At 27.6% G+C, this 25122-nt stretch carries 7 protein-coding genes; all 7 read left to right on the top strand.

Going from position 1 to position 25122, the window contains the following annotated elements; all coding sequences use genetic code 4:
- The first annotated feature begins 9 nt into the window (after window positions 1-9).
- The 7 genes from HF996_RS02000 to HF996_RS04090 all read left to right on the top strand — a co-directional run bounded on the left by HF996_RS02000 (window position 10) and on the right by HF996_RS04090 (window position 25119).
- A complete protein-coding gene (locus tag HF996_RS02000; RefSeq protein WP_168910399.1) occupies window positions 10-1122 on the top strand; it encodes an ABC transporter permease in 1113 nt (370 codons plus the stop codon).
- A 1-nt stretch (window position 1123) separates the two neighbouring features.
- Window positions 1124-1951 carry an ABC transporter permease gene (locus HF996_RS02005; RefSeq protein WP_334199183.1) on the top strand — a complete coding sequence of 276 codons (828 nt, stop codon included), beginning with the start codon at window positions 1124-1126 and terminating at the stop codon, window positions 1949-1951.
- Window positions 1952-2093: 142 nt separating this feature from the next.
- Window positions 2094-3506, top strand: coding sequence for an ABC transporter ATP-binding protein (locus HF996_RS02010; protein WP_168910400.1), 1413 nt, complete (start codon window positions 2094-2096; stop codon window positions 3504-3506).
- 23 nt (window positions 3507-3529) lie between these two features.
- Entirely contained in the window at window positions 3530-4852 is a 1323-nt protein-coding gene (locus HF996_RS02015) for an ABC transporter ATP-binding protein (protein WP_168910401.1), read from the top strand.
- Window positions 4852-13749, top strand: coding sequence for a PDxFFG protein (locus HF996_RS02020; protein ID WP_168910402.1), 8898 nt, complete (start codon window positions 4852-4854; stop codon window positions 13747-13749). The genes HF996_RS02015 and HF996_RS02020 overlap by 1 nt, the downstream gene beginning before the upstream one ends.
- Before the next feature lie 17 nt (window positions 13750-13766).
- Window positions 13767-16490, top strand: a complete 2724-nt coding sequence (locus HF996_RS02025) for an ABC transporter substrate-binding protein (protein WP_168910403.1) — start codon at window positions 13767-13769, stop codon at window positions 16488-16490.
- 184 nt (window positions 16491-16674) lie between these two features.
- On the top strand, window positions 16675-25119 hold the full coding sequence (locus HF996_RS04090) for a PDxFFG protein (RefSeq protein ID WP_168910068.1): 8445 nt from the start codon (window positions 16675-16677) through the stop codon (window positions 25117-25119).
- Window positions 25120-25122: the final 3 nt, after the last annotated feature.

Below are 25122 nucleotides of genomic sequence, written 5' to 3' on the forward strand. Positions count from 1 at the left end.
GGAAACAAAATGAAATTAAAAAAATTACAATGAAAATTTAAAAATACAAAATCGAACATCGAATTTGCTTCAGAAAAAGAAGTAAAATCACTTTCGAATCTACATATTGATAATAACTTAATAAACTTAAATAAGACCCATATTAGGCACAAAACAACATTTTGAGAAGACTTATTTTCAAAGGATTCATTTATAATAAAATTCTTATGAAAATTATTTAAAATAATTCTTGAATTTATTGTTGTTGCCTGAATAGTAATAACTCTTGTGTTTTTCCTAATAAATTCTACTCCAGGTGAATTAGGAATTCTAACTGGATTATCAGAAGCGCAAAAAAAAGCTGAACTTGCAAAATACGGGCTTGACTTACCGCTAATTCAAAGATATTTTAACTATCTATGACACTTTATTAATTTTGATTTTGGTATTTCAATGACACTGAGACCTAGAGTTGATATTAACTCATTTATTTGACAAAGATTTTTAACTTCTTTTTCTGTGGGTATCTTCTCTGTGTTTCTAACAATTGCAATCGGAGTACCACTTGGAATTTTAGTAGGAAAAAATCCAGGAAAATTTTTAGATAATTTCTCTACTGTAGCAATTGCAGTTTTTTCTTCAATTCCTTCACTTGTTTTTTCTTTAATTTTATTAATCATAGGAAAAGCAATTAAAGTACCTTATGTTTTTGATGTCCAAGATTTTGCTACATATGTTCTACCCGCCATTGCTCTTTCGATAGGTTCGATAGTTTCATATGTTAGATATATTAGATACGAATTAAATAATGAACTAAACTCAATGCATGCTAAATTCGCTTATCTAAAAAACTTAACCAGAAACAGATTTGTTTGAACTCATGCACTAAAAGCTTCTTTATTTCCAATAGCAACATTTTTCCCTGGAGTAGTTTTAGGTTCATTTGTTGGTTCTGTGTTTGTAGAAAAAATATTCTTAATTTCAGGATCAGGTGGAATTTTAATTGATGCAATTCAAGCAAAAGACTTTAATATAATTTTATTTTTAGTATCTATTTATTCTTTATTAACTATTATTTCCTATACATTAAGAGATATAAGTTATGAATTACTAGACCCAAGAATCAGAAGAAAGGCAAGATAATATGACTAATACCAAACAAAATTCTATTAGCGAGTATTTAAGACAAGTTGCAGCACCAAATGCAGTTTTACAACCTTTAGCATATCAGCAATGAAAATTGATGTCTAAAGAAGCAGAAGCATTTGATCAAAACTTTTTCCAACCTCACCAAAACGCTTTTAAAGACTTTATCAACAGATTTGCTCGTTCATTTGCTGGAGTATTTGGAATTGTAATTATTTTCTTTTTAATTGTATTAGCAATTATTCTTCCTTTTACTACAGGAGATCCAATTGAAACAAGACCAGATCAAAAAAACTTAAACTATTTTACAGAAGGGTTTATTTTTGGTACAGATAACTACGGTCGTGATGTTTGAGCCTTTTTATGACATGGACTTCGTTTTTCTTTAACATTAAGTATTATTGTCGCTATTATTGAAGTTGTTGTTGGAACATTTTTTGGTGTTTTGATGGGACACTTTACATTGTTTGACAAAATATTTACCTTCATAATCAAGGTAGTTTCAAACGTTCCTACAATTTTGATTTTAATTTTGATGACATTAGTTTTAAGACCTTCATTTTGAGTATTAGTTTTTGCATTTAACATCACAGGTTGAATCGGATTAGCTAATCAAGTAAGAGCACAAGTAAAAAGAGCAAAAAACTTTACATGGGTTTCAGCTTCAAGAGTTTTAGGAACACCAAATAGAAAAATCTTGCTAAACTTTGTGCCATTAATTATTCCATTGTTAATTACAAACGTAGTTTTTGTTATACCAGGAACAATTTTAGGAGAAACAGGATTAGCATTTATTGGTCTTTCTTTACAAACGTACCAACATTAGGAAATGCTATAAATGATGGTATTCCAATTGTTACTTTATATCCAAGATATGTTTTAATTCCTGCCTTTTTATTAATTCTATTAACATCAGCAGTTCAAATGATTGGTAACGCACTTCAAGATTCATTAAGGAGACAAAGATAATGCAACATACAAAAGATTCATCTTCATTAAATCCAATGCTTAATAAAGTAGATTTAAAACTTGAAAAAAAATTAGAAAAAAATGTTGCTGATTTCGCAAGTAAATATCAATTAATTGAAAAATCTAATGAATCAGAAGAATTAAAAAGTAAAAAAATTAAGTCACTAACTGATAAATTTAAATCAAAAGAATTTGCTCTTAAACAAAAAGCTACAAAACAAAAAAGAAGATCTCAAACCCCATTTTTTAAAAGAATTTTTAATCGTTTTCATTTAGCTTATAACAGAAAACATTTTGATTTTGATTCTTTTGCTAAAAATGTAGAATATCAAAATTTTGCTTCAGGAAAGAAGAAAATTGTAGCAGAAATTGATAATTTAAGACTTTCATTTACTAATCCAGCAATGCACAATTATCGTTCTTTAGTAATTAGAAATACTTCAATTAAATTTTATGAAGGAGAAATTCACGCAGTCATTGGAGAATCAGGTTCTGGAAAATCAGTTATTACTTCAACTTTATATGGTCTAACTGGAAATAATGCTGTAATTGAAGAAGGAACAATTAAATTATTTAACAACGAAGTACAAGATTTTTCTTTTAGAGATTGAGAGTTATCTAACTATCGTGGTAAAGTAATTTCCGCTGTCTTTCAAAACCCTATTTCTACTTTAAATCCAACTAAAAAAGTAGGAAAACAAATTACAGAAGGAATGTTAATTAATGGAATTGCTAAAACCAAATCAGAAGCAAAACAAAAGGCAATTGAGTATCTAAAATTAACAAAAATCAACAACCCAGAACATGTTATGGAATTATATCCGCATGAATTATCTGGAGGTATGATCCAACGTGTGGTTATTTCAGCGATCTTATCACTACAACCTAAAATAATCGTTATGGACGAGCCAACAACTGCTTTAGATACAACCGTTCAAGCGCTTGTTTTAGATATAGTAAGAGATTTACAAAAGAAGCTTAAAATCACAATAATTTTCATTACTCACGATTTAGGGGTTGTAGCTTCATTAGCAACTCATATTTCAATTATGTATGCTGGACAAGTAATTGAAGAAGGAACAAGAGATGAAATTCTCAACAATCCACAACATCCTTATACTTGGGGATTAATTATGTCAATGCCAGATGTAAATAAAGGAGATAGACTTTCAACAATTCGTGGTGTTGTACCTTCTTCTTTAAATGATATAGTAGGTGATGCTTTTGCAGTTAGAAATGATTATGCTCTTGAGCAAGATTTTTATGAAGAACCAAAATTTTATTATCTTTCAGAAACACATAGAGTTAAATCTGCACTTCTAGATCCAAGAGCACCAAAAGTAACACCACCTAAATTAATAGCTGAAAAACACGCAAAATGAGCGCAAACTCATCAAAGAAAATTTAACTAATTGCTTTAAAAATAAAGGAAAATATGGAACAAAAATATTATCTAGAAAAAAGAATTAAAAAATTTGGCATCGTAAATCAAACCATAGCTAGAAAACTAACTAAGGGTACTATTGAAATGCTAAACGCCTTTCCAGAAAAAGAACAATTAGTTAAATTTAGAAGTGTAGATATCACTTATGGAAGTGGTAAAAACGCCCTTAAAGCTATTTCAGATTTAAATTTAAATATATACAAAGGTGAAGTACTTTCTTTAGTTGGTGAATCAGGTTCAGGAAAATCTACAACAGGATCTGCTTTAGCTGCTCTAACTTCACATAGTTTTGGTTCTATTACTATAGGAAATGAAGTACTTCCACATAAAACTACAAAAATCAATGGTAAATTAAACAATTATTTAGTAGCAAATGTGCAGATGATTTTTCAAGATCCAGTTAGTTCATTAAATCCACATAAAAATATTTTTAAAGTTGTATCAGAAGGAATTGACAATTTAGAACTAAAAACAAAAGGTGGAATCAAAAGTATCTTTTTTCAAAACTTTGACGAAAATGTTTTTAGATCAGTCGTTGATATTCTTACAAAAGATAATAACTGAACTAAACAAAGACAAGAAAAAACATTAAACGATTTTTTTAGCTTAATTGAAAATAATAAACAATATGCTACTCAATTTTTATATAACGAATTTATCTTTTCTTTAACAGATAAAAATGTTAATAATGCTTCTGATTTTGTTCAATCTTCTCTAGAAATTAGAAAACAAAAAGAAGGATTATCTACAGCAAAATTAAAACATGAACTTATTTTAGAAATGTTAAAATCTGTAGGTCTTGATGAAAGTGTATTAAAGCGTTTTCCTTTAGAGTTTTCAGGAGGACAGCAACAAAGAATTGGAATTTCTCGTGCTTTAGTTTTAAGACCAAAGTTATTAATAGCTGATGAACCGATTTCAGCTTTAGACGTTTCAATTCAAGCACAGGTTATTAACATTTTTAAAGATTTAAAACAAAAATATAATCTAACAATTTTATTCATTTCACATGATTTACGTATGGTTGAATACATCTCAGATAGAATAGCAGTTATTAACAAAGGAAAACTACTAGAGATCGGTCCAACAAAAGAAATTATGAACAACTTCTTACATCCGTATACAAAATCATTAATGGAAGCAATTCCTACTATTGATTCTAAAGGAGAATCACTACTAGGCTATATTTATGATCCAAAAATTCATGAATATTCAGATAGAGAGCAACCTGAATGAATAAACTTAGGAAACAATCACTTCGTTTTAGCTACAAAAAAAGAAGTATCTGAATGAAAAAAAGGAGTTTATAAATAATGAAAAAATTAACGTCAGGGGCAAAATTTATAATAGCTACTACTAGTGTAGTAGCATCTTCAGCTGCAGTTGTCGGAGGGATTAAATTATATGGAGAACACAATGAATTAGGTGTTTACCATTTGCAGTTAGAACAAAAAGATTCAAATGCTGTTGAAAAATTTGGTCAAATTCATTCTGCACAATTCCAAGACACATTAGGAAATACTGTCGCTGATTTTAATTACACATTAGATGCAAACGATCCTGACAACAAAGATTCAATGGTTATATTAAAACAAAGAGTCAATGGAAAAATGACAATGTCCGTTGATGATTTTCGTTTATGATATTTAAAAACTCACAACCGTCAAACTCCTAACTTTGTTGTAAAAATAGGTTTAATGACTTTTATCAACGAATATTTTGAAGCTCTTAGTCCACAAGAGTTTGTTGATTATGCAAAATGATTTATTGAAAACGTTTCTTGAGGTCCAGAAACACTTTCACTTTCTTCGTTTACTCTTAAAAAAGGTGTTATTCTAAATGGTAATGCAATTACTTTAGGTCAACACCAAGGAAAAAGAAAAGAAGAAACAAATATTACTTTCTATCCAGATTCTTTCTTTGGATCATTTCCTTTATTTACCAATTCAGCAGGTAGAGGTAACGAACCTGATAGTTTAACATATCAATTAAATTCAAAATCTTTTTCAAAAGAACAACTTCAAGACTATATTAAAACAATTCCACTAAGATTGGTAATAGCAAACTATGAAGACAAACTTACATCTGGTGGATTCGTTGGTCTTGATTTATTAAAAGGTAAAAAATTCCACAGATACGATCTTAGAAAAGCTTTAATTGATACATTAACAAAAGCAAAAGAAGCACAAAAAACAGTTCAATCTCAAACTATAAAAAACAAACAACTAGTTTATACAAATGGTTTTAACGATCCTGATTTAATCTCTGTTAAAGAAAGAAAATCTGATGGAAGTATTAAAGAAAAAGTTGTAAATAACGTTCAAAATAAAGAAGAAAACAACGATATTTCTTTCCAAGTTGATTACAATGAATTATTAAAAAAAGTTCCACAACCTAACTCACTTGCAAGTACATATTTTTATGTTTTTAGTGATCAACAAGATGAAAATTTAAAACTTTCAGAACTTAGACAAAAATTTTCTACTGCTGTATATCTCTATGCTAAAAACAACAAAATAAGTATGGCAAATAATCCAGAAATTGTTTTAGATGATCAACAACTTAAAAAAGAATTTACAGTTGAAAAAATAATTAATATAAATAGAGAAAGAGGATCTCAAACTTATCGTCTTCTTGACAATAGATCAGGAAGAAATCAAGAAACAGTTAATTTTGTTCTTTCAAATCCTGATTACAATCCAAAAGAAGAAAGAAATTTTAAAAATAGAAAAACTGTTGTTTTTACTTTCAGACCTAGAATTACAAGACAAGCAACAGCCACTAATAATGACGAATTAAACTCATTAATGTTAGCTGAACTTATCAAAGAAACACAAAAAGACCTAGAAAAATTGTCTAAAAATGGTTTTAGAAACTTCTTTAATTTAAACCTTGCAAAAGATAAAAAAGTCTTCTTATATGAAGATAATAACACTGTAAATTTCTTCAAATCTAAACAAGATGCACAAGATAATTTTAGTGAAGATTATGACGCTACAAAAATAAAACCATACACAATTATTAATGCTGAAAAACAAGATAAAGATCACTTAAATATTAAGTTAGTAGATGAGAGCAAATACTCTGAGTACTTAAAAACTTTTAATTCTAATAACACTTTTGCAGAAAGATTAACAAAAGCTGCAAAAGACTTTTCTGATGTAAAAAAAAAATTTAAGGAATTACAAGTAAATAAAACAGTTCAGAGTTTAGGTTCATATAGTCTTGATTATGTTGATTCTTCTCAAAAAGTCAACATAAATAAAGCACTTTTAATTCAATTTTTAAAAGACAATAAAGACCAATTTGTTAAACTTTATCAATCAAACAACATTGCACATGTTGAAAATTTAGATAAATTAATTACCCTTTTATCAAAAGTTTGAGATAGACAATTAGCTGAATATGAAATAAATAACAATTATTTATCTACAAATGCAGAAGACGATACATTAAGAAAAATAACTTCAACAGATAAAGAACAACAGATTCAATTAATTTCTGAATTTGTAAACGCAAGTGTTAATTTGCTAGAAATTCTAGATCAAAAACCTACTCCTAAAGAAAAAACAGAACCTGAATTTTTAGTAGAAAGACAAATAGATTTATCTGAAACAAATCCAAATTTAAAACAAGCAAAAGAAGAGTTTAGAAGCTTTAAATGATCAATCGATTATTTTGACAGAATCACTCCAAGAATGATTAGAGAAAATGATGAGATTGTAAATAATCAGCCAACTAAAACATATACTCTTTTCTTAGATTACTACGATAGTTTAATTGACACAATTTTAGAAAATGATCCATATGTTGCAAAAGAAATTAATGGAACTTACGTAAATCAAAGTATTGATCCAACTACAGGTGAGACAAAATATACTTTAGAACAAGGAAAATACAACGGATTTTATCCTTCAGATCGTGTTTCCTTCATTTCTCTTCTTAAAGCAAGTTCAGACAAGTTCAAAACTACAGGAATTAACTATCTAAAATACGTTGGACAACATGAGTATGGACACCACCAAACTCTTCAATATGCACAAAATATTTCTGAAAAATCTAAATTAGTTCAAAGTTCTGCACTTTCCAGTAATGGTATTGCAGTTGAATCTTTATACAACAAAGATATTCTTCAACTTTATTTAGATGCAAGGTCTTCAGGTCTTAAAATTAGAAAAGCAGATGCTTTATATGAACCTTCAGATAAAGGATTGTATTCAAACTATACTTTCAATAAAGCAAAAGATGATACAGAACAACGTTGAGAAACCGAAAAAGATATTTTTGGTGCAACACAAGATCAACCTGCAGAAGATGTTTTAGATAATAAATCAAGAAGATATTTACAGTCTTTTGATAATTTAAAAACTGCTGCAGACTTAAGAAATCTTAAATTATACGACTTGTATTTATTAAATGCATTTGACTTTGATTCTGGAACAATAAGTCCGCAAATTGTAGGAAAATCAGAATATTTTAGACTAGGTGATGAAATAGTTTCTAGAATAGCAAGTAAAGAATCTTTTGCTAAAAATAGAGAACTTAATCTTGAGCTTTTAGAAATTGAAAAACCAGTATCTGAGCAAAAACTCAACAAAGAACAATTTGCTGATTTTGTTTCTGATTTCTTAGAAAATGTTTTAGCTTCAGCTACAAAGAAATCTGAAGAAAAAACAGTAGTAGTTTCTTTTGATAAATTAAAAACTTTATTAGAAAAACAATACAGTATTATTGAAAATGCAGACATTAACAAAGACTTTAGTAAAAAACAAGCAGGAGATATTTATACTGCAAAAGTTAAAAGAACACTAACAAAATTCTATGCTTTACAAATCAAGGATTTTTCTTCAAATATAAAGGATTTAGCTTCAGAATTTAAAGCATCTTTAGAACAATTTAATAAAGACCATCCAGATTTAAAAGCAGAGGATTTGACAAAATTAACAACTCCTCCAACAACAACTAAACCAGGAAAAGTTAAACCACCTAGTGTTGCTGATTTAAGTAAAAATTTAAAAACTCTACAACTATTAACTAAAAAAATACAATATGAAACATTTATAAAAATAGAGAATTTAATTTCGCAAACTTTTGAAAAATTAAACGAATCTCTTTCTATTAAATCATTAAGTGCTGACGCTATATTAAGCTCAACTTCTAGTGCAAATAAAATTCAAACAGTTTCAGATGCACAAAAATACAGCACAGAAAAACTAGAAGAATTAATTAAGAAAGCAAAAAATAAAGAAGCAGGATTTAATACAATTTCAGAAGATCAAATTAAAAGTTTAGAAAATACAATTAAAATTTTAAAATCTTCTGCAAACTCAACTGCAAATAGTAAAATCAAAATTCCTGCCGTGTTAATTCCTGTTGATCCAGTTTTATCTGAATTACATTTTGCTATATTTTCCTTGCTTGGAGCATTACAACAAGAAATTAGCGATTTAACTACATCATTAACATCAGAACAAACAAAGATTTCAACTTTAAAATCTTCAAAAAATCTTTTAAATGATGAACAAAAACAGCAATTAAATGCTTCAGAAGCTAAAGAGCAAGAGCTTCAAACTAAATTAGAAAAATACAACCATTTACTAACTAAAGTAAATGAAATAAATTTAAATCTTTTTGGGGAAAATAGCCAAATTCAAGAAGTTAAAGACCAAAGTCAAGGATTTATTGCTGGTGATAATGTTAAAGAACTTTACAACAATTCTTTAGTTGATGGTAAAGAAAATATAATTCAATTTGATAAAGATGGACAAATAATTGCTGGAACTTATGAAACATATACTTCTTTAGATGATCCAACTAAGACTAAGTTTAAAAACTTTGTTCCAACCTTATTTTATAAAAATGGTAAACCTTTAATTGATATTAATTCTTTTGACGACAAGACTTCATTAGACGAGTTAAAACAAAAAATTAGAGATTTAACTAAAAATTTTGTAGACAAATTAGATATGAATTACAGCAACAATGGTTGAGATACCGGTGTTGAACTTTCAACTTCTGCATTTTCATTTAGTGATGGTATTGCTAATTCTTCTTCACCAGCTACAAAAAGTAAATATTGAGACTTTTTAAGCCAAATGTTAGGTGGTGAGTACAAAGAATTATTTTACTCATATGACGATTTTAAAGATCTAAATGAAAAGGATTTATCTTTTACATTTGATTTAAGTAAAATAAATTCAGATTACAAAGTTACAAATGTTTTTGATATTGTTAAAAAAGTAAAAGATGATTATATATCTCAGAATAAAGCTGCAGATACAAAAAAAGAAGAATGAGATCAATATTTAACTAACTTATCTAAAGAAGATAAAGCATCAGCAACTTTACAAACTTTAAAACAAATTTCACGCGATCCTAATTTAACTATTGAAAAAGCCAAAGGTAGAATTAGAGAAATTCTTGATAGTTTTGATAAAGCAAAAGAAGCTAATAAACAAATAATAGCAAAACTAGAAGCTGGATTAAAGTCTTTACAAAGTAAAGGGCAACTTGATAAATATAAAGATTCTGTTTTCGGAAAAACACAAAAAATTGCAGCATTTACCAAAGTAAATAGAGAAGCTATTGACATTAAATCTAAAGAAATTACTAAAGCTATTCAGAAAGCAGAACAGAAACTCAAAAGTCAACAAAGTATATTATCTACTGTTTCTCATAGAACAAATAATTCATCTTTAGAACAACAAATAAAACTAAAACAACAACAGCTTCAAAACTCAACTGATGAAGCAACTAAAAACTCAAAACAAGATATTATTAATGCATTACAAAGAAAGTTAAATTTTAACAGTCGTTTAAATCCAGATTCTGTTAAAAAAGATCAAGAAGCACTTCAAAAACAATTAAAAGAGCTTAAAGATCAAAAAGCAAAATATGTAGATAATAATTTCTATTCCTATCTGCCAAAAACAGAAACCTTCACTTTCAGAAACAAAGATGAAAACGGAAAAGTCTTTGATTTAGATGCATTTAAAAGAAAATATGAGTTTTTTACTTGAGAAAGTTTTCAAAAATTAACTAAAGAACAACAGGATGCATTAAAACAAGATTCTTTTTATTCTACAAAAGATTCTAAAGATTTATTTAGCGAAGTAAGTGATTTACTTTTACTAAAAAATTCTTCATTTTACAAGCTAATGAACATTGTTTTATACATTGCAAGACAACAACAACAAGTTTTACAACAAGAATTAGAAGCAAGAGTAAATCAACAAATTCAAGCTTATAGAATACCTGATGAAGCTAAAACAGCTATCAAAAAATACATTGATGAAAAAATATGACCTTTAACAAAAGTTTTTGATGATTTAATTGCACCAAAAATTCTTGATAATATAAAAATCCATGATAATAAAACAAATAAAGAAATAAAAGTTTCTGAGATTAAGTTTTTAATAGAGATGATGAAGAAATATTTCCATTATCTAACATTTGGAAATCACAAACCTCAAACTTTAGTTTCATTAACAGCTTCATCAATGCCACTTGGAAAAGTAATTAAATTAGGTGAAAATGAATACTATCAAAATCCTAAATATGATTACATAGCTAAAGCAATTTCTTCTAACTCTAAAGTAGTTTTAGATGCAACCCATGTAGTAGGAGATGAAGGAAGCTCTGACGAAACAGATGCAACAATGTCTCCTTTATGAAAATTACTAAATTTAAATTACAATTTCTTTAAAGACAAAATTTCTAGAATTGTTAAACAAAAAGAATTTTTAAACTACAATCAAAAAGAGATAGTAAGAGACAAAGTAGAATCAAAAGAATTAACAGAAAAATTCTTTGGTCAAAAAGGTGAATTTGCCTTCAAATCTAAAGAAGAAAATGGAAAAAAAGTTCTTGATAAATCACGTATTTACCTTGATAATTGAAGCAAAGATGAGTTTTTCGATCAAAACTTTTTCGTTAAAAGTAAAGAAAACGAACAACAAACAATCTTTACGACTTTATCTTCATTTATAGAATTTATTTCTTTAGATGTTTTTAAATACAGAGTTGCTCAAGATGCAAACCAAAATCTTCACCGTAAGTGAGATATAAACTATGCTCTTACTAAATTTGACTTGTACAACTTCATTTTAAATGAAGAGAAAAAGCCTATTTTTAAAGACGATTTTAGTATAACCACAGAAGCTGACTTAATTGCTAAATTAAAATTAGTTTTAACTGATAAAACAGAAGAAGAAATTAAAGATATAGTTCAAACAACTACAAATAACTTGATGGAAAAATTTGAAAAATCTTCTTTTAATTTATTGATTAAAAACCACAAATTTAGCAATAAAAACATAGATCAATTATTCCTACCAGAATTAGGATATCAAGGATTTAATACTCTTGAATTAAACAGAGGTCAAGACAAAGCTTCAAATGGAATTGATGCTTTATATGATGTAGACTGAAGTATTTCTAGTTCAAAAGGTAAATGATTAGATTACTACTCACAAATCGCTTCAACAAACTCATTAAACTTAGATAAAGAACAAATTTTAGAATCTGACATTGAAAAAGATGGACAAGATTCTGATTCAAGAATTCAAAAATTAATTAAAAGATTTACAAAAGATAAACAAGTAGATCTTTCAAATGCTTCACTTTTTGAACTTCAATATCTAATTGGAACAAAAAATATTTTAACCTACTCAGAAACACCTAAAAAAAGCTACCAACACTGAAATGAGCTTTTTGACAATGGTGTTAGAAGAAGTACAACCGATTTTAATTTATCAAGTGTTTCAAAATACAACTCTTCAAGATTTGAAGATCGTGTTGGAGATTATTTCTCAGATTATGTTTATAACTTCGCAGAATCATTAACTAGAGACTTGGTACAAACAACATTTTTACCTTCTGCTAAAACATTAGAAAATCTTCCTTCATATCTAAAGGGATTTTCTGAAAAAAATACAGGATATGAATACTTTGTAGATGAATCTATTTCTAAAAAATGACTTCAATCATATACAAATCCAGTTTCTTTGGCACAAGGTCAAGGATTAGGATATGACTATGTCTCAAATGCTTCAATTGCACAGACATATTTAACAATGTTTAATACTGATTTAGGTAAACATTATTCAAAATTACTATCTATTTATAGAAAAAGAGCTAATGAAAAACAAGTATTAATTAAAGATTCAATTACACAAAGATTGTTAAATCAAGTTAATGGTTTAAACCAAAAATTCAATAAATTTAGAGATGATAAATTAAATGACTACATTTGAGCTGCTGATGATAAAAAACAAAAATTATTAGATATTAAAAAAGAAATTAAAGCTGCACAAGATAAAAGAGATGAAGAAGTAGAACGTCTAAAAACCATAGCAACTGAACAAGAAAATAAATACATTACTCCAACAATTTCTGCTTTAGATGATGTTTGAAGAGAATTTTATGGTGAATTTGGATCTAGTTCTTCTTTTGCACTTGTTGGACCAAAATCAACCCTTGCAACTAATAGAGCAACCAATCAACAAAGACGTGTAAGACGTGAAGGGTACATTGGAAGAAGTAATTGATCAAACAACGGATTTTTCAAAGATCGTTTCCAAAGAAAAGTACTTGACTGACAAATTTATGATGAAAATCGTGAACCAGTTAAAGACGATAATTTAGCAATCAAAGATCTTAAAGGAAACAAAGTAGAAGATAGAGCTTCTGCTGTTTGATATTACACATTAGAATCTCAAGGTATAGGAAAACAAACAATTTCAGCAATCTGAAGAGACAACAAAAGAGATCAATTAGTATTTTGAGGTTATAACAAAAAAGAAGAAAATGACAAAATTAAATACTTAGCATTTGAAGATGAATCTACAGGTCAAAGATATTTCTTAGAAGTAAACAAAAAGAACACAAACAACATTTTCTACTTCAAAAAACAAGCAGATGTGTCTTCAAAATGAACACTAGAAGATGAAGGTTATGCTTCTTGAACAACAAATTGATCAATTTTATCTACATTCTCTAATGCTTTAATAAGTCCTGGAGTTAAAGGTGAAAAAAGATTAAGAGCTTTCTTTGCAGATGAAAACAAAAACGAAATTAAAGACTTATTAAAACTTCCTACTGATACAACTTACTTAGCAGAAAATGGGAAAATTTATACACAAGCGCCTGTTTTCTTAGAAAAAACACAAGATAATAAATATTACTTAACAATTAAAAACCAATTTAGTTAGGATTTAAAAGGATAATTATGAGCATATCTAAAAAAATTAAACTATTACTTAGTTCTCCTTTGTTAGCAAGCCCTTTGCTAGCGCTAGCTTGTGTGCCAACTGATTCTAAAAAACTTGTTGAAGCAAATACGCTTAATGCCACTAATACAGTTTCTACAAGAAGAAATGGAAATGATTTTGGTATTGCTGTTCCTTCAATTAGTTCTTTAAACTATATCAAATCAGCTTCAGCAAACAAGATATTACCTTCATTAGTTGAAGGTTTAACTAAATCAGCGCCAGCAGCAAACACAGCTATTGGTAATATATTAAAATTGCCTACAATTAGCTTCGAAATTTATTCAGGTGGTAATGGTGAAACTGTAGGGACTAAATTATTAGAAAACAAAAATTCTATCAAATCTCAATCAAGAACTTATACTGTTTCTAACTTTGGAGTAACAACAGGTGTTTTAGCTCCATCTACAAACGAGAATCCTTCTTTTATCGGTGTTTTAAACTCAGAAAATAAATATGTATCTCTTTTATCTCATTTAAACAAGGGTGCTTCAAAATGATCTAATGGTGATAAAGTAAAAGCACAAGATTTTATTGATACTTTATTATATATTTTAGACACTAACACAGCTTCGTCTAGATTAAATGAATTACTAACAATGAGCATCAAAAACGTAAATGCAATGAAGGAAATTCAAAATGATTACCTTAAAAAATTCGGGAAAATTTATTCAAATCCTTTTGGTAGAAGACGTTTTGTAAAAACAGAAGATGGACAAGTAATTGAAGATCACTCACAACATGTTTATCAATCTGAAAACAAAGGTGATGAAGAAGTTGTAAACAAAATGAAGCAAATTGCAAGTGGAATAGGTCTTTATACAGGAAGAATTTTTAACGAATTTTCTAATCAACAAATTAGAGACATAATCAAAAACAATGCTTCATTAAATCCTTCATTTTCTGTAAATTCTAGTCAAATTTCTTATCTTAAAGATGGACAAGAAATAACAAAAACATTAACAAAAAATCCATTCTTAGATCCACTTCAAGTATTTGAAGGTCCTGAATTAACTCCAAAATATAAAGCATTTGCAGCTGATGAATACGATTTAAGAATTCAATTTGAAGACTCAGCGCCAAAATCATTTGTTGATGTATACTACAGAGTTATTTCCTCTCCAATTCTATTACCAGTGAATAGAAAATTTGTTGAATATACTTTAAAAAACAAGGATGATTTAGGTTCTGATTTATCTAAATTCTTATGAAACGGACCTTTTGATATTAAAGAGTTAAAACTTGGTTCACAAGGAAATATGACCTTGACAAAAAGAAAATCTTATTACTCAGTCGAAAAAACAGTTCCTAATCAAGTCAAAGTTTATTTTGCTGATCAACCAGAAACACTATCTAACTTATTTTCTGATGGTTATATAGCATTTACTCAAATTTCACCAGCTTTTCAAAAGAAATTTTGATCTCAATTAAGCGCTAGAAAATACATGAGAAAATCTCAAGGTTATGGAACAATTGCTCTTCAATTTAATTTAGATAATTCAAAAAGAGGAAATAGTTATTTACAAGATCCTGATTTAAGAAAAGCAATTTATTATGCAATAGATCGTGAAGCAATGCTCAAATTAGCACAATTAGATTCTTCATTTGGAGTTACAACTTGAACAGCTTTTGGTCAAGCAAAATCAGAGCGTGGAATTAATTTAGAAACATTTTTTGATACTCAAAAATTTAAATCAGAGTATGTAGAAAATGGACAAGAAAAAGAATTTCCACTTCAGTCTCTAGAATTTGTAGATCACTTAGCAAAATCATACAACTTTGAAAATTTATCTAGAAAAGATCCTTCATATGATGTTGCAACAGCTAATTTTTATCTTGATAGATTCAAGAGAAAATATCCGAAATTAAAAGAAGTTAAATTAGAGTTTATCTACACTTCAGGTCCACAAACTGGAATTGCAATTGGTATCCAAGACTTAATTAATAGAGCGTTTAACAAATTTATTAACATTGATATAGTAGCTCTTCCTGAAAACATTTACAAACAAAGAATAATTAGTGGTGATTTTGACTTAACCACACAAAATTTTGATACTTTTGGATCAACAGCTCAAGGATATATAACAGCGTTTTTTACTCCTGATGAAATAAATCCAGTAGAAAATAAACTAAATGGTTTAGTTTATAATCCAGCTTCTTCATTTACTTATCAAAATTGATGAAATTCAATGGATGAAGAAAAACAAAAAGAAGTAGTTCAACGTTTAGGCATTAAAGGTAAGTTTTTATCTAAATTCAAAGAACTTATTACAAGAAAAATGAAATTAGACCCAAAAACTAAAAAACCAATAATGACACAAGTTGTTTCTAAAATAAATGGAAAAGACATAGAGTATGCAAAAGATATGAATGGAAATGATATTTTAGTTCCTGTTTTTGAAGAAAGTACAACAGATTACAGCGCAAGAATTAATTCATTTTTCAACGGAGTATTCACACCTAAGGAAATACATGAAAAATGAAATTCATTAGAAGTGTTTAAATTAATTGCTGTATTTGAAAAAATATTAAGAGAAAGCGCACCCGTAGTTCCTTTAATGGAAGTTGATACTTATTGAACTATTTCAAGACTAAGAGGTGTTGGAAATACCTTCACATTTGCACTTCAATTTGCATTTGATATTAACAACAACCAATATGGTTTGCCAGTCGAAGATGCATAAAATCTATTCATAAATTAATTAAATATGAAACAGTTAAAAAAGAAAAAATATCGATAAGTTTTTATAATTCAAAAATAAAAAAATATTTAAAAAATAAAGAAAAATGAAGCAAAAACCTTATTAAAAAATACTTCGTTTTAGCTACAAGAAAAGAAGTATCTCAATAAAAAAAGGAGTTTAAATAATGAAAAAATTAACGACAGGAGCAAAATTTATAATAGCTACTTCTGCAGTAGTAGCATCTTCAGCTGTAGTGGTCGGAGGAATTAAGTTATATGGAAAATATAATGAATTAGGTGTTTATCATTTACAGTTAGAACAAAGTGATTCAAATGCTGTCGAAGACCTTTCCAAAGTAAGTTCAGCAGAATTTCTAGATTCTGTTGGAAAAGTAGTAGCTAAATATGATTTCAATTTAAAAAATACACCTGAAAACAAAAATTCAATGGTTATTTTAAACCAAAGAGTAAATGGTAAAATGACTATGTCTGTAGACGATTTTCGTTTATGATATTTACAAAATTACAATAGACAAACCCCTAATTTTAAAGTAAAAATTGGTCTAATGACCTTCATAAATGAATACTTTGAAGCATTAAGTCCTCAAGAATTTGTAGACTATGCAAAATGATTTATTAAAAATGTTTCTTGAGGTCCTGAAACTCTTTCACTTTCTTCATTTACTCTTAAAAAAGGAGTTATAGTAAACGGAAATGCTATAACTTTAGGACAACACCAAGGAAAAAGAAAAGAAGAGACCAACATTACTTTCTATCCTGATGCTTTTTTTGGTTCTCTTCCTTTAGCTTCTAATTATGCAGGTAGAGGAAATGGTCCAGATAGTTTAACCTACCAGCTTAATTCTCTTGCTTTTACTAAAGAACAATTACAAGAATACATTCAAACCCTCCCTCAAAGATTAGTAATTTCTAACTATAGAGATGAATTTACAGCCGGAGGTGTTGTTGGACTTGATTTGTTACAAGGTAAAAAAATTCATAGATATGACCTTAAAAAAGCTCTAGAAGATACATTAGAAGCAGCTAAAAAATCTGCAAACCAAAAGACAAGAAAAGAAGTAATTAAACAAGAACAAAAAGTATTTGACAATGCTTTAAACGATCCGGATTTAATTGCTTTAAAATCACCTAATACAGATGGATCAGTTAAAGTTACAACGACAACTAGTACAACTGAAACTAATAATGCAAATCAAGATATTGAAATTAATATAAACTATGATAATGAATTAAAAAAAATTCAGTCTTTAGATTCTTCTTATTTCTATGCTTTTAGTCAAGAAAAAGACCCAGCTAAAAAACATAATGAATTATTGCAAAAATTTACAACTGCTTTGTATATTTTTGCTAAAAACAACAACATTAGCTTAGCAGATAATCCGCAAGTTGTCTTTGATAATGCACAAATTGACAAAGAATATACAATTGAAAAGTTGATTAATAGACATAGAGAAAGTGGTTGAACTAATTATCGTTTATTTACAGAAGACTTCAATAGACCTGATGCCTTAGAAACTGTGGATTTTGTATTATCAAATCCAGATTTTGATGCAAAAAAAGAAAGAGATTCTAAAAATAAAGAAAAAATTACTTTCAGTTACAACTTTAGATATAACCGTTCAGCTACTGGTTCAAATAAAGATGAGTTAAATTCTTTAATGTTGCTTGAATTTATGAAAGAAACACAACCTGAGTTGGAAAAATTATCAACTAATGGTTTTAGAAATTTTTATAACTTCAAATCAACAAAAGATAAAACCATTTTTATGTATGAAAATAACGATGCAGTTACTTTTCACCAAAGCGTTAAATTTGCACAAGATAATTATTCAGAAGACTTTGATGTTAAGAAATTAAAAAAAGTTTCAATAGTAGATGTAATTAAACAAGATAAAGATCATTTAGAAATTAAACTTGCAGATTTAGAAAAATATGAAGAATACTTGAAAAAATTTAATGAAGATAAAACTTTTGCAACTAAATTAGATAATGCTAAAAAAGCTTTTTCAGATGTTCAAAGTCAACAAACATTAAATGGTAAAAATATAGCAAATTTAGTAGCTGATGCTATTGCTTTCAACGAAGAAACTCAAGAGTTAGAAATACAAGATCCTTCATTAGTTTCATTCTTGAAAAAACATTTAGCAAAACTAAAAGAGTTTTACACTAAACATAATATCGAACATTCAGAAAATCTAGATTTATTTGTTTCACAATTAGAGACAATTTGAAATAAACAATTAGACAATTTTGAAATTACAGGAAATTTCATCGACCCTACTAATGCTCATCTTTCATCTGTAACTGAAACTGATTTAGAAACAGATATTTCTTTAGTTTCTTCATTTGTTGACGCTACTGTTTCATTGATCAAAACTATCGAAGAAAAACCAAAACCTAAAGAAAAATCTTCTTCAGAATTTACAATTTCTAAAATTATCAATCTCGCAAGCGATAATCCTAAATTAAAACAAGCACAAGAAGAATTTAGAACATTTAAGTGATCAGTTGATTATTTTGATAGAGTCACTCCAAGAATCATTAAAGAAAATGACGAAATCATTGATTTAAAACCTACAAAAACTTATACTTTATATCTTGATTACTACGATGGCTTAATTGATACAATTTTAGAAAACGATCCTTATGTAGCAACAGAAATAGATGGTACACACTTAGAAACTTCAATAGATTCAGAAACAGGTGAAATTAAATATAAAATAGCAGATGGAAAATATACAGGATTTTATACAACAGATCGTATTTCCTTCATTTCTCTTCTTAAAGCAAGCTCAGATAAGTTCAAAACTACAGGAATTAACTATCTAAAATATGTAGGTCAACATGAATATGGACACCACCAAACTCTTCAATATGCTCAAAATATTTCGGAAAAATCAAAAGCAGTTCAAGGTGCTGCTCTTTCAAGTAGCGGAATTGCTGTAGAAGGTTTATACAACAAAGATATTTTACAACTCTATCTAGATGCAAGATCTTCTGGGCTTAAAATCAGAAGAGCAAATGCTTCATATGAAGAATCAAAAGATGGTTTATATTCAAACTATACTTTTAATAAAGCTAAAGATAAAGAAGCTCAACGTTGAGAAACAGAAAAAGACATTTTTGGTTCACTTCAAAATGAGTCTATTGAAAATTTAATTGATAATAAATCCAGAAGATATTTACAAACTTTTGGGAATTTAAAAACTGCTGCTGATTTAAGAAATCTTAAACTTTATGACTTGTATTTATTAAATGCATTCGACTTCGATTCAGGAACAATTAGTCCTAAAATAGAAGGAAAATCAGAGTATTTCAAACTAGGTAATGAAATACTTTCTCGTATAGCTAATGAAAATGATTCTGTTTCACATGATCCAATAGAACTAAAAGATTTAGATGTTCCTAAACCTATTTCAAATACAAAACTAGACAAAAATCAATTTACAGATTTTGTAGATACTTTTCTTGAAAAAGTTCTATCTGCTTCAATAAACAAAAACAAAGAGAAAAAATCCAGTGTTTCTTTTTATGATGTAAAAAATATTCTAAAAAAAGAATTTAACATTGTATCAAATGCAAAAGTTGATGAAAATTTTACAAAAGAACAAGCAGAATCTATTTATCGTGCAAAAGTACACAGAGCACTTGCAACATTTTATAAAGAAAATTTTTCTTCATTTTCCTTAGTAATTCCTGAATTAGAAAAAGAGTTTAAACCTGCATCAGAAAAATTAGCACAAGAGCTAAAATCAATACAAGAAGAAATAAAAAAATCAGACCCTAAAGCGCCAATTTCTGAAAAAGAACTTGCTAAAATAACAGAAGTTGCAAATCTTCAAGTTAAAAACGTTATTTATACAACTTTTTTAACTAGTGCACAAAATTTACTTAAATTAATAGCACTTTTAGAACAAAATCTCAATGTAAAATCACTAACAGTTGAACAAATTTTACAGCAAGTAAAAATAGAAACTTTAGGTGATTTACAAAAATATGGTATCCAAAATCTTGAAACTATAATTACTAAAGCTAAAAATAAAGAAACAGGATTTGAAAATCTTTCAGAAGAGCAAATAAAATTATTAGAACAAAATGTTCAACAATTAAAAGAAACTTATAAACAACTTAGCCAAACACAAAAAGAAGATACTAAAATTTCTGAAGGAACTTTTCCACAAGATATTGTTTTACTTCAATTAAAATCAGTTGTTGAAGTTCTTTTTAATGCACTTAGTTTAGAAGTTGATGATTTACAAGCACAACTTTTAGCACTAGAAAAACAAATCAAAGAAACAGACCAAACTAATAAAGAACAATTAGATAAGTTAAATCAAACAAAAACTGAATTAACTAAAAAAATAACTGATTTTGTTAATAGTAAAAAAACAGTTGAAGAAATCAGAAACAGTCTTTTTGAAGACTACGAAGATGGTTATGTTTTAGGTGGTGATATAGAAAAACTTTATAACAAATCCTTATTAGATGGACAAGGAAACTTAATTAGTTTTGATCAGCAAGGTCAAATTATTGCAGGTACATTTGAAAAATATCCTTCTGATACAAAGGTAGGTGAGTTTAAATTTAAAAACTTCAAGCCAACATTATTTTATAAAAATGGAAGACCATTAATTGATATAGATACATTCAATGATCCTACATCATATAATGAATTAGAAGAAGCAATAAAAGCATTAACTAATTCATTTAAGTCTATGTTAGAAGTAGATTATGCAAATAATGGTTGAGATTCATCTGCTAGAATTTCTACTTCCAACTTTACAATGAGTGATGGAGTTGCAAGCGCTAACAGTTCACAACAAGGATCAAGTAAATATTGAAGTTTTTTAACTCAATTTTTAAATGGTAATTTAAAGGAATTTTTCTACTCTTACAACGATTTTAAAGACTCAACAGAAAAAGATTTAAGTTTTGAATTAGATTTAAGCAAAATAAATAGTTCAACTATGAATGTAAGCGAAGAAGTAGAACAAATAGTAGAAGCTAGAATAACATCGCTTGCTAATCTTTCAAGATTTAGACCTGAGTATAAAGCTGAGTATGTAAAATTAGCAAAATATTCTGAACAAAGCAAGAAAACCAAGTCAGAAAATAATTTTGAAATTAAATTTGATTCTTTTACTAAACATTACAGAAATAAACTAAAAACTTCTAGCCCACCAAAATTTTCATTACCTGAAATTCCTTCATTTGATTCTCTTAAAAATAGAAAATCAACAACAACAAAATCTAAAACTCCAGCATCATCTTCGCTAGCAGCAGCATTGCTAGCAGATGCTCCTGCATCTTTAACTACTACTTCAACACCAACTAAAAAAACAACAAAATCTACTAAAAACACCAAAACAACACCATATTATAATTTTCCAGCAACAGATAAAATCACCTTTAGAAATAAAGATGAAAATGGAAAAGTATTTGATTTATCTACATTTAAAACAAAATATAAATACTATACAAAAACTCAATTTGATAAACTATCTGAAAAAGACAAAGCAATATTAAAACAAGATAGTTTATATTCTGAAGTAAAAGAAAAAGATTTATTTGCTGATTTTAGTGATTTAGTTTCATTAAGAAATTCTTCATTTTATAAATTAATGAATATTGTTTTATATATTACTCGTCAACAAAGAACTGTTTTAGAAGAAAAAATTCTAGATAAAATAGACCAAACATTAAAACAAGTAGGTCAAGCAAAATTAGATAGAAAATATTCAATATATAAAAACTTTTTACCTTTATCTAAAGTATTTGATGATTTAATAGCAAAAAAAGTCTTAGATGCTATTAAAATTCATGACAATAAAACTAATAAAGATATTCCTCTTTCAGAACTTACATTCTTTATTAATATGTTAAAAGAATATTTCAGATACATAAGTGAAGGATCATTAAGACGTCAGCCATTACTATCTTTAACAACAGCTTCAATGCCAGTGGCAAAAGTAATCAAAATTGGAGATAATGAATATTACCAAAATCCAAAATACGATTACTTTGCAAAACTAGGTGGTTCTGATACTAAAATTGTTTTAGATGCTACATATACAGCACCTGTAGAAACAGATCCTACAAAAATCCAAAGAACAGAGATTTCACAAATTAAATCTTCATTATGACAATTATTAAATCTTAATTATGATTTCTTAGAAACTTCACTTAAAAAGAAAGATTCAGCCGGAAAAGAAATCAAAAAAGATTTAACTTTGAAATACTTTGGTCAAAAAGGTGAATTTGCCTTCAAATCCAAAGAAGAAAATGGAAAAACTGTTCTTGATAAATCTAAAATTTACTTAGCTGACTGAGATAAAGAAGAGTTTTTTGAAGATAATTTCTTTGTTAAAGATAAAGAAAATCAAAAAGAAACTATTTTTACAAGCTTAAGTTCATTTATAGACTTTATTTCTATAGATGTTTATAAATTTAACATTGCACAAGATGTAAACCTAGATCTATATCGTAATTGAAATGTAGATTATGCTCTTACAAAGTTTGACTTATATAATTACATTTTAAATCAAGAACAAAAACCAGCTTTTGAAGCCGATTTTGCTATTAAAACAGAAACCAAATTAATTGAAAAATTAAAATTAGTTCTTAGTGATAAAACTGAAGAACAAATTAAAGAACTTGTTCAAATTACAGCAAATAATTTAATGGATGTGTTTGAAAATTCTTCATTTAATTTATTAATTAAAAACAATAAATTCAGCAACGTAAACATAGACCAGTTATTTTTATCAGAAGTTGGATATAATGGATTTAATACTCTAGATTTAAATAGAGGAGCTTCAGTAGCTTCAAATGGAATAGATACAATGTATCAAGTTGATTCTTCTATTTCTGCAACGCCAAGAAGAATAGGAATTGACTACATTTCACAAATTGATCCAACAAATACATTAAATTTAGATACACCATCGATCGTAGAAACTGATATCGAAAATAGTGATCCTTCAAAATCTAGAATAAATAAATTACTAAGACGTTTTATACAAGATAAAAATGTTGACATTTCAAATGCAAGATTATTTGAACTTCAATATTTAATAGGAACTAAAAATCTATTTACTTATTCAGACTTACCAGAACCAAAACAAAGATGAACAAGACAATTAGGAATTTCAACTAGATCTATATCAACTGATTTTAATTTCTCTTCAATTGATAGATTCAACTCATCTAGATTTGAAGAAAGAGTTCAAGATTACTTCTCAGATTATGTTTATAACTTTGCAGAATCACTAACTAGAGACTTAGTGCAAACCACATACTTACCTTCTACTACAACTTTAGAAAATATTCCTTCATATTTAAAGGGATTTACTGAAAAAAATACAGGTTATGAGTTTTTGGTTGATCCAAGTTATTCTAGAAAATGATTACAATCTTATACAAACCCTGTTTCACTAACACAAGGTAAAGGCTTAGGTTATGATTTTGCTTCAAATCCATATATTGCAAACTTTTATTTAAGAATTTTTGAATCAGATTTAAATAAACAATATGCTGATTTATTAAGTATTTATAAAAAAGCAGCAAAGCAAAAACAAGTACTTATCGCAGATTCAATTTTTAACAGAGAAAGTAAACAAATCAAGGAAAAAGAAGACAAATTAAAAGAATTCGAGAAGGAAAAATTAGAAAATTACGATTGAATAGATGATGATAAAAAACCAAAAATTTTAGACATCAAAAAACAAATCCAAGAACTAAGAGACAAAACTGATCAAGAAATTCAAAATATCCAAGATGTTGCTTTAGATCAAATAAATAAATACATTACTCCAACCACAACTCTTTTAGATACTCTTTGAAAAAATTACTATGGACCTTTTGCTCAAGATAGTGCATATACAGGAGTAGGACCAAAAGAAAGAAGAGGGATAAGATTAGAAGGTTATATTGGACAAAGAAACTTTTCTAATAATGGATTCTTTAAAGATCGCTTCCAAAGAAAAGTACTTGACTGACAAATTTATGATGAAAATCGTGAACCAGTTAAGGACGAGAATTTAGAAATAAAAGATCTTAAAGGAAATAAAGTAACTGATAGAGCTTCTGCAGTTTGATATTACACATTAGAATCTCAAGGTATAGGAAAACAAACAATTTCTGCAATCTGAAGAGATCATTTAAGAGATCAAATTACCTTTTGAGGATATAACAAATTAGAAGATAATGACAAATTAGAATATTTAGCATTTGAAGATACAAGTACAGGACAAAGACATTTTTTAAAAGTACAAAAAGAAAATACCAATAATATTTTCTACTTCAAACGTCAAGCAGATGAGACTTCAAAATGAACACTAAAAGACCAAGGTTATGCTTCATGAGCTACTAACTGATCAATTTTATCAACATTTTCTAATGCATTAATTAATCCTGGAGTTAAAGGTGAGAAAAAATTAAGAATTTTCTTTGCAGATAAAAACAAAAACGAAATTAAAGGATTGTTCCACTTACCTGAAGATACAACATACTTAGCAGAAAATGGAAAAATTTATACACAAGCACCAGTTTATATAGAAAAAACTCAAGATGATCAATATATGATCACAATTAAGAGTCAATTTAGTTAAAAA

The organism is Mycoplasma sp. 1654_15 (genome assembly GCF_012516495.1).
Taxonomy (GTDB): Bacteria; Bacillota_I; Bacilli_A; order Mycoplasmatales; family Metamycoplasmataceae; genus Mesomycoplasma.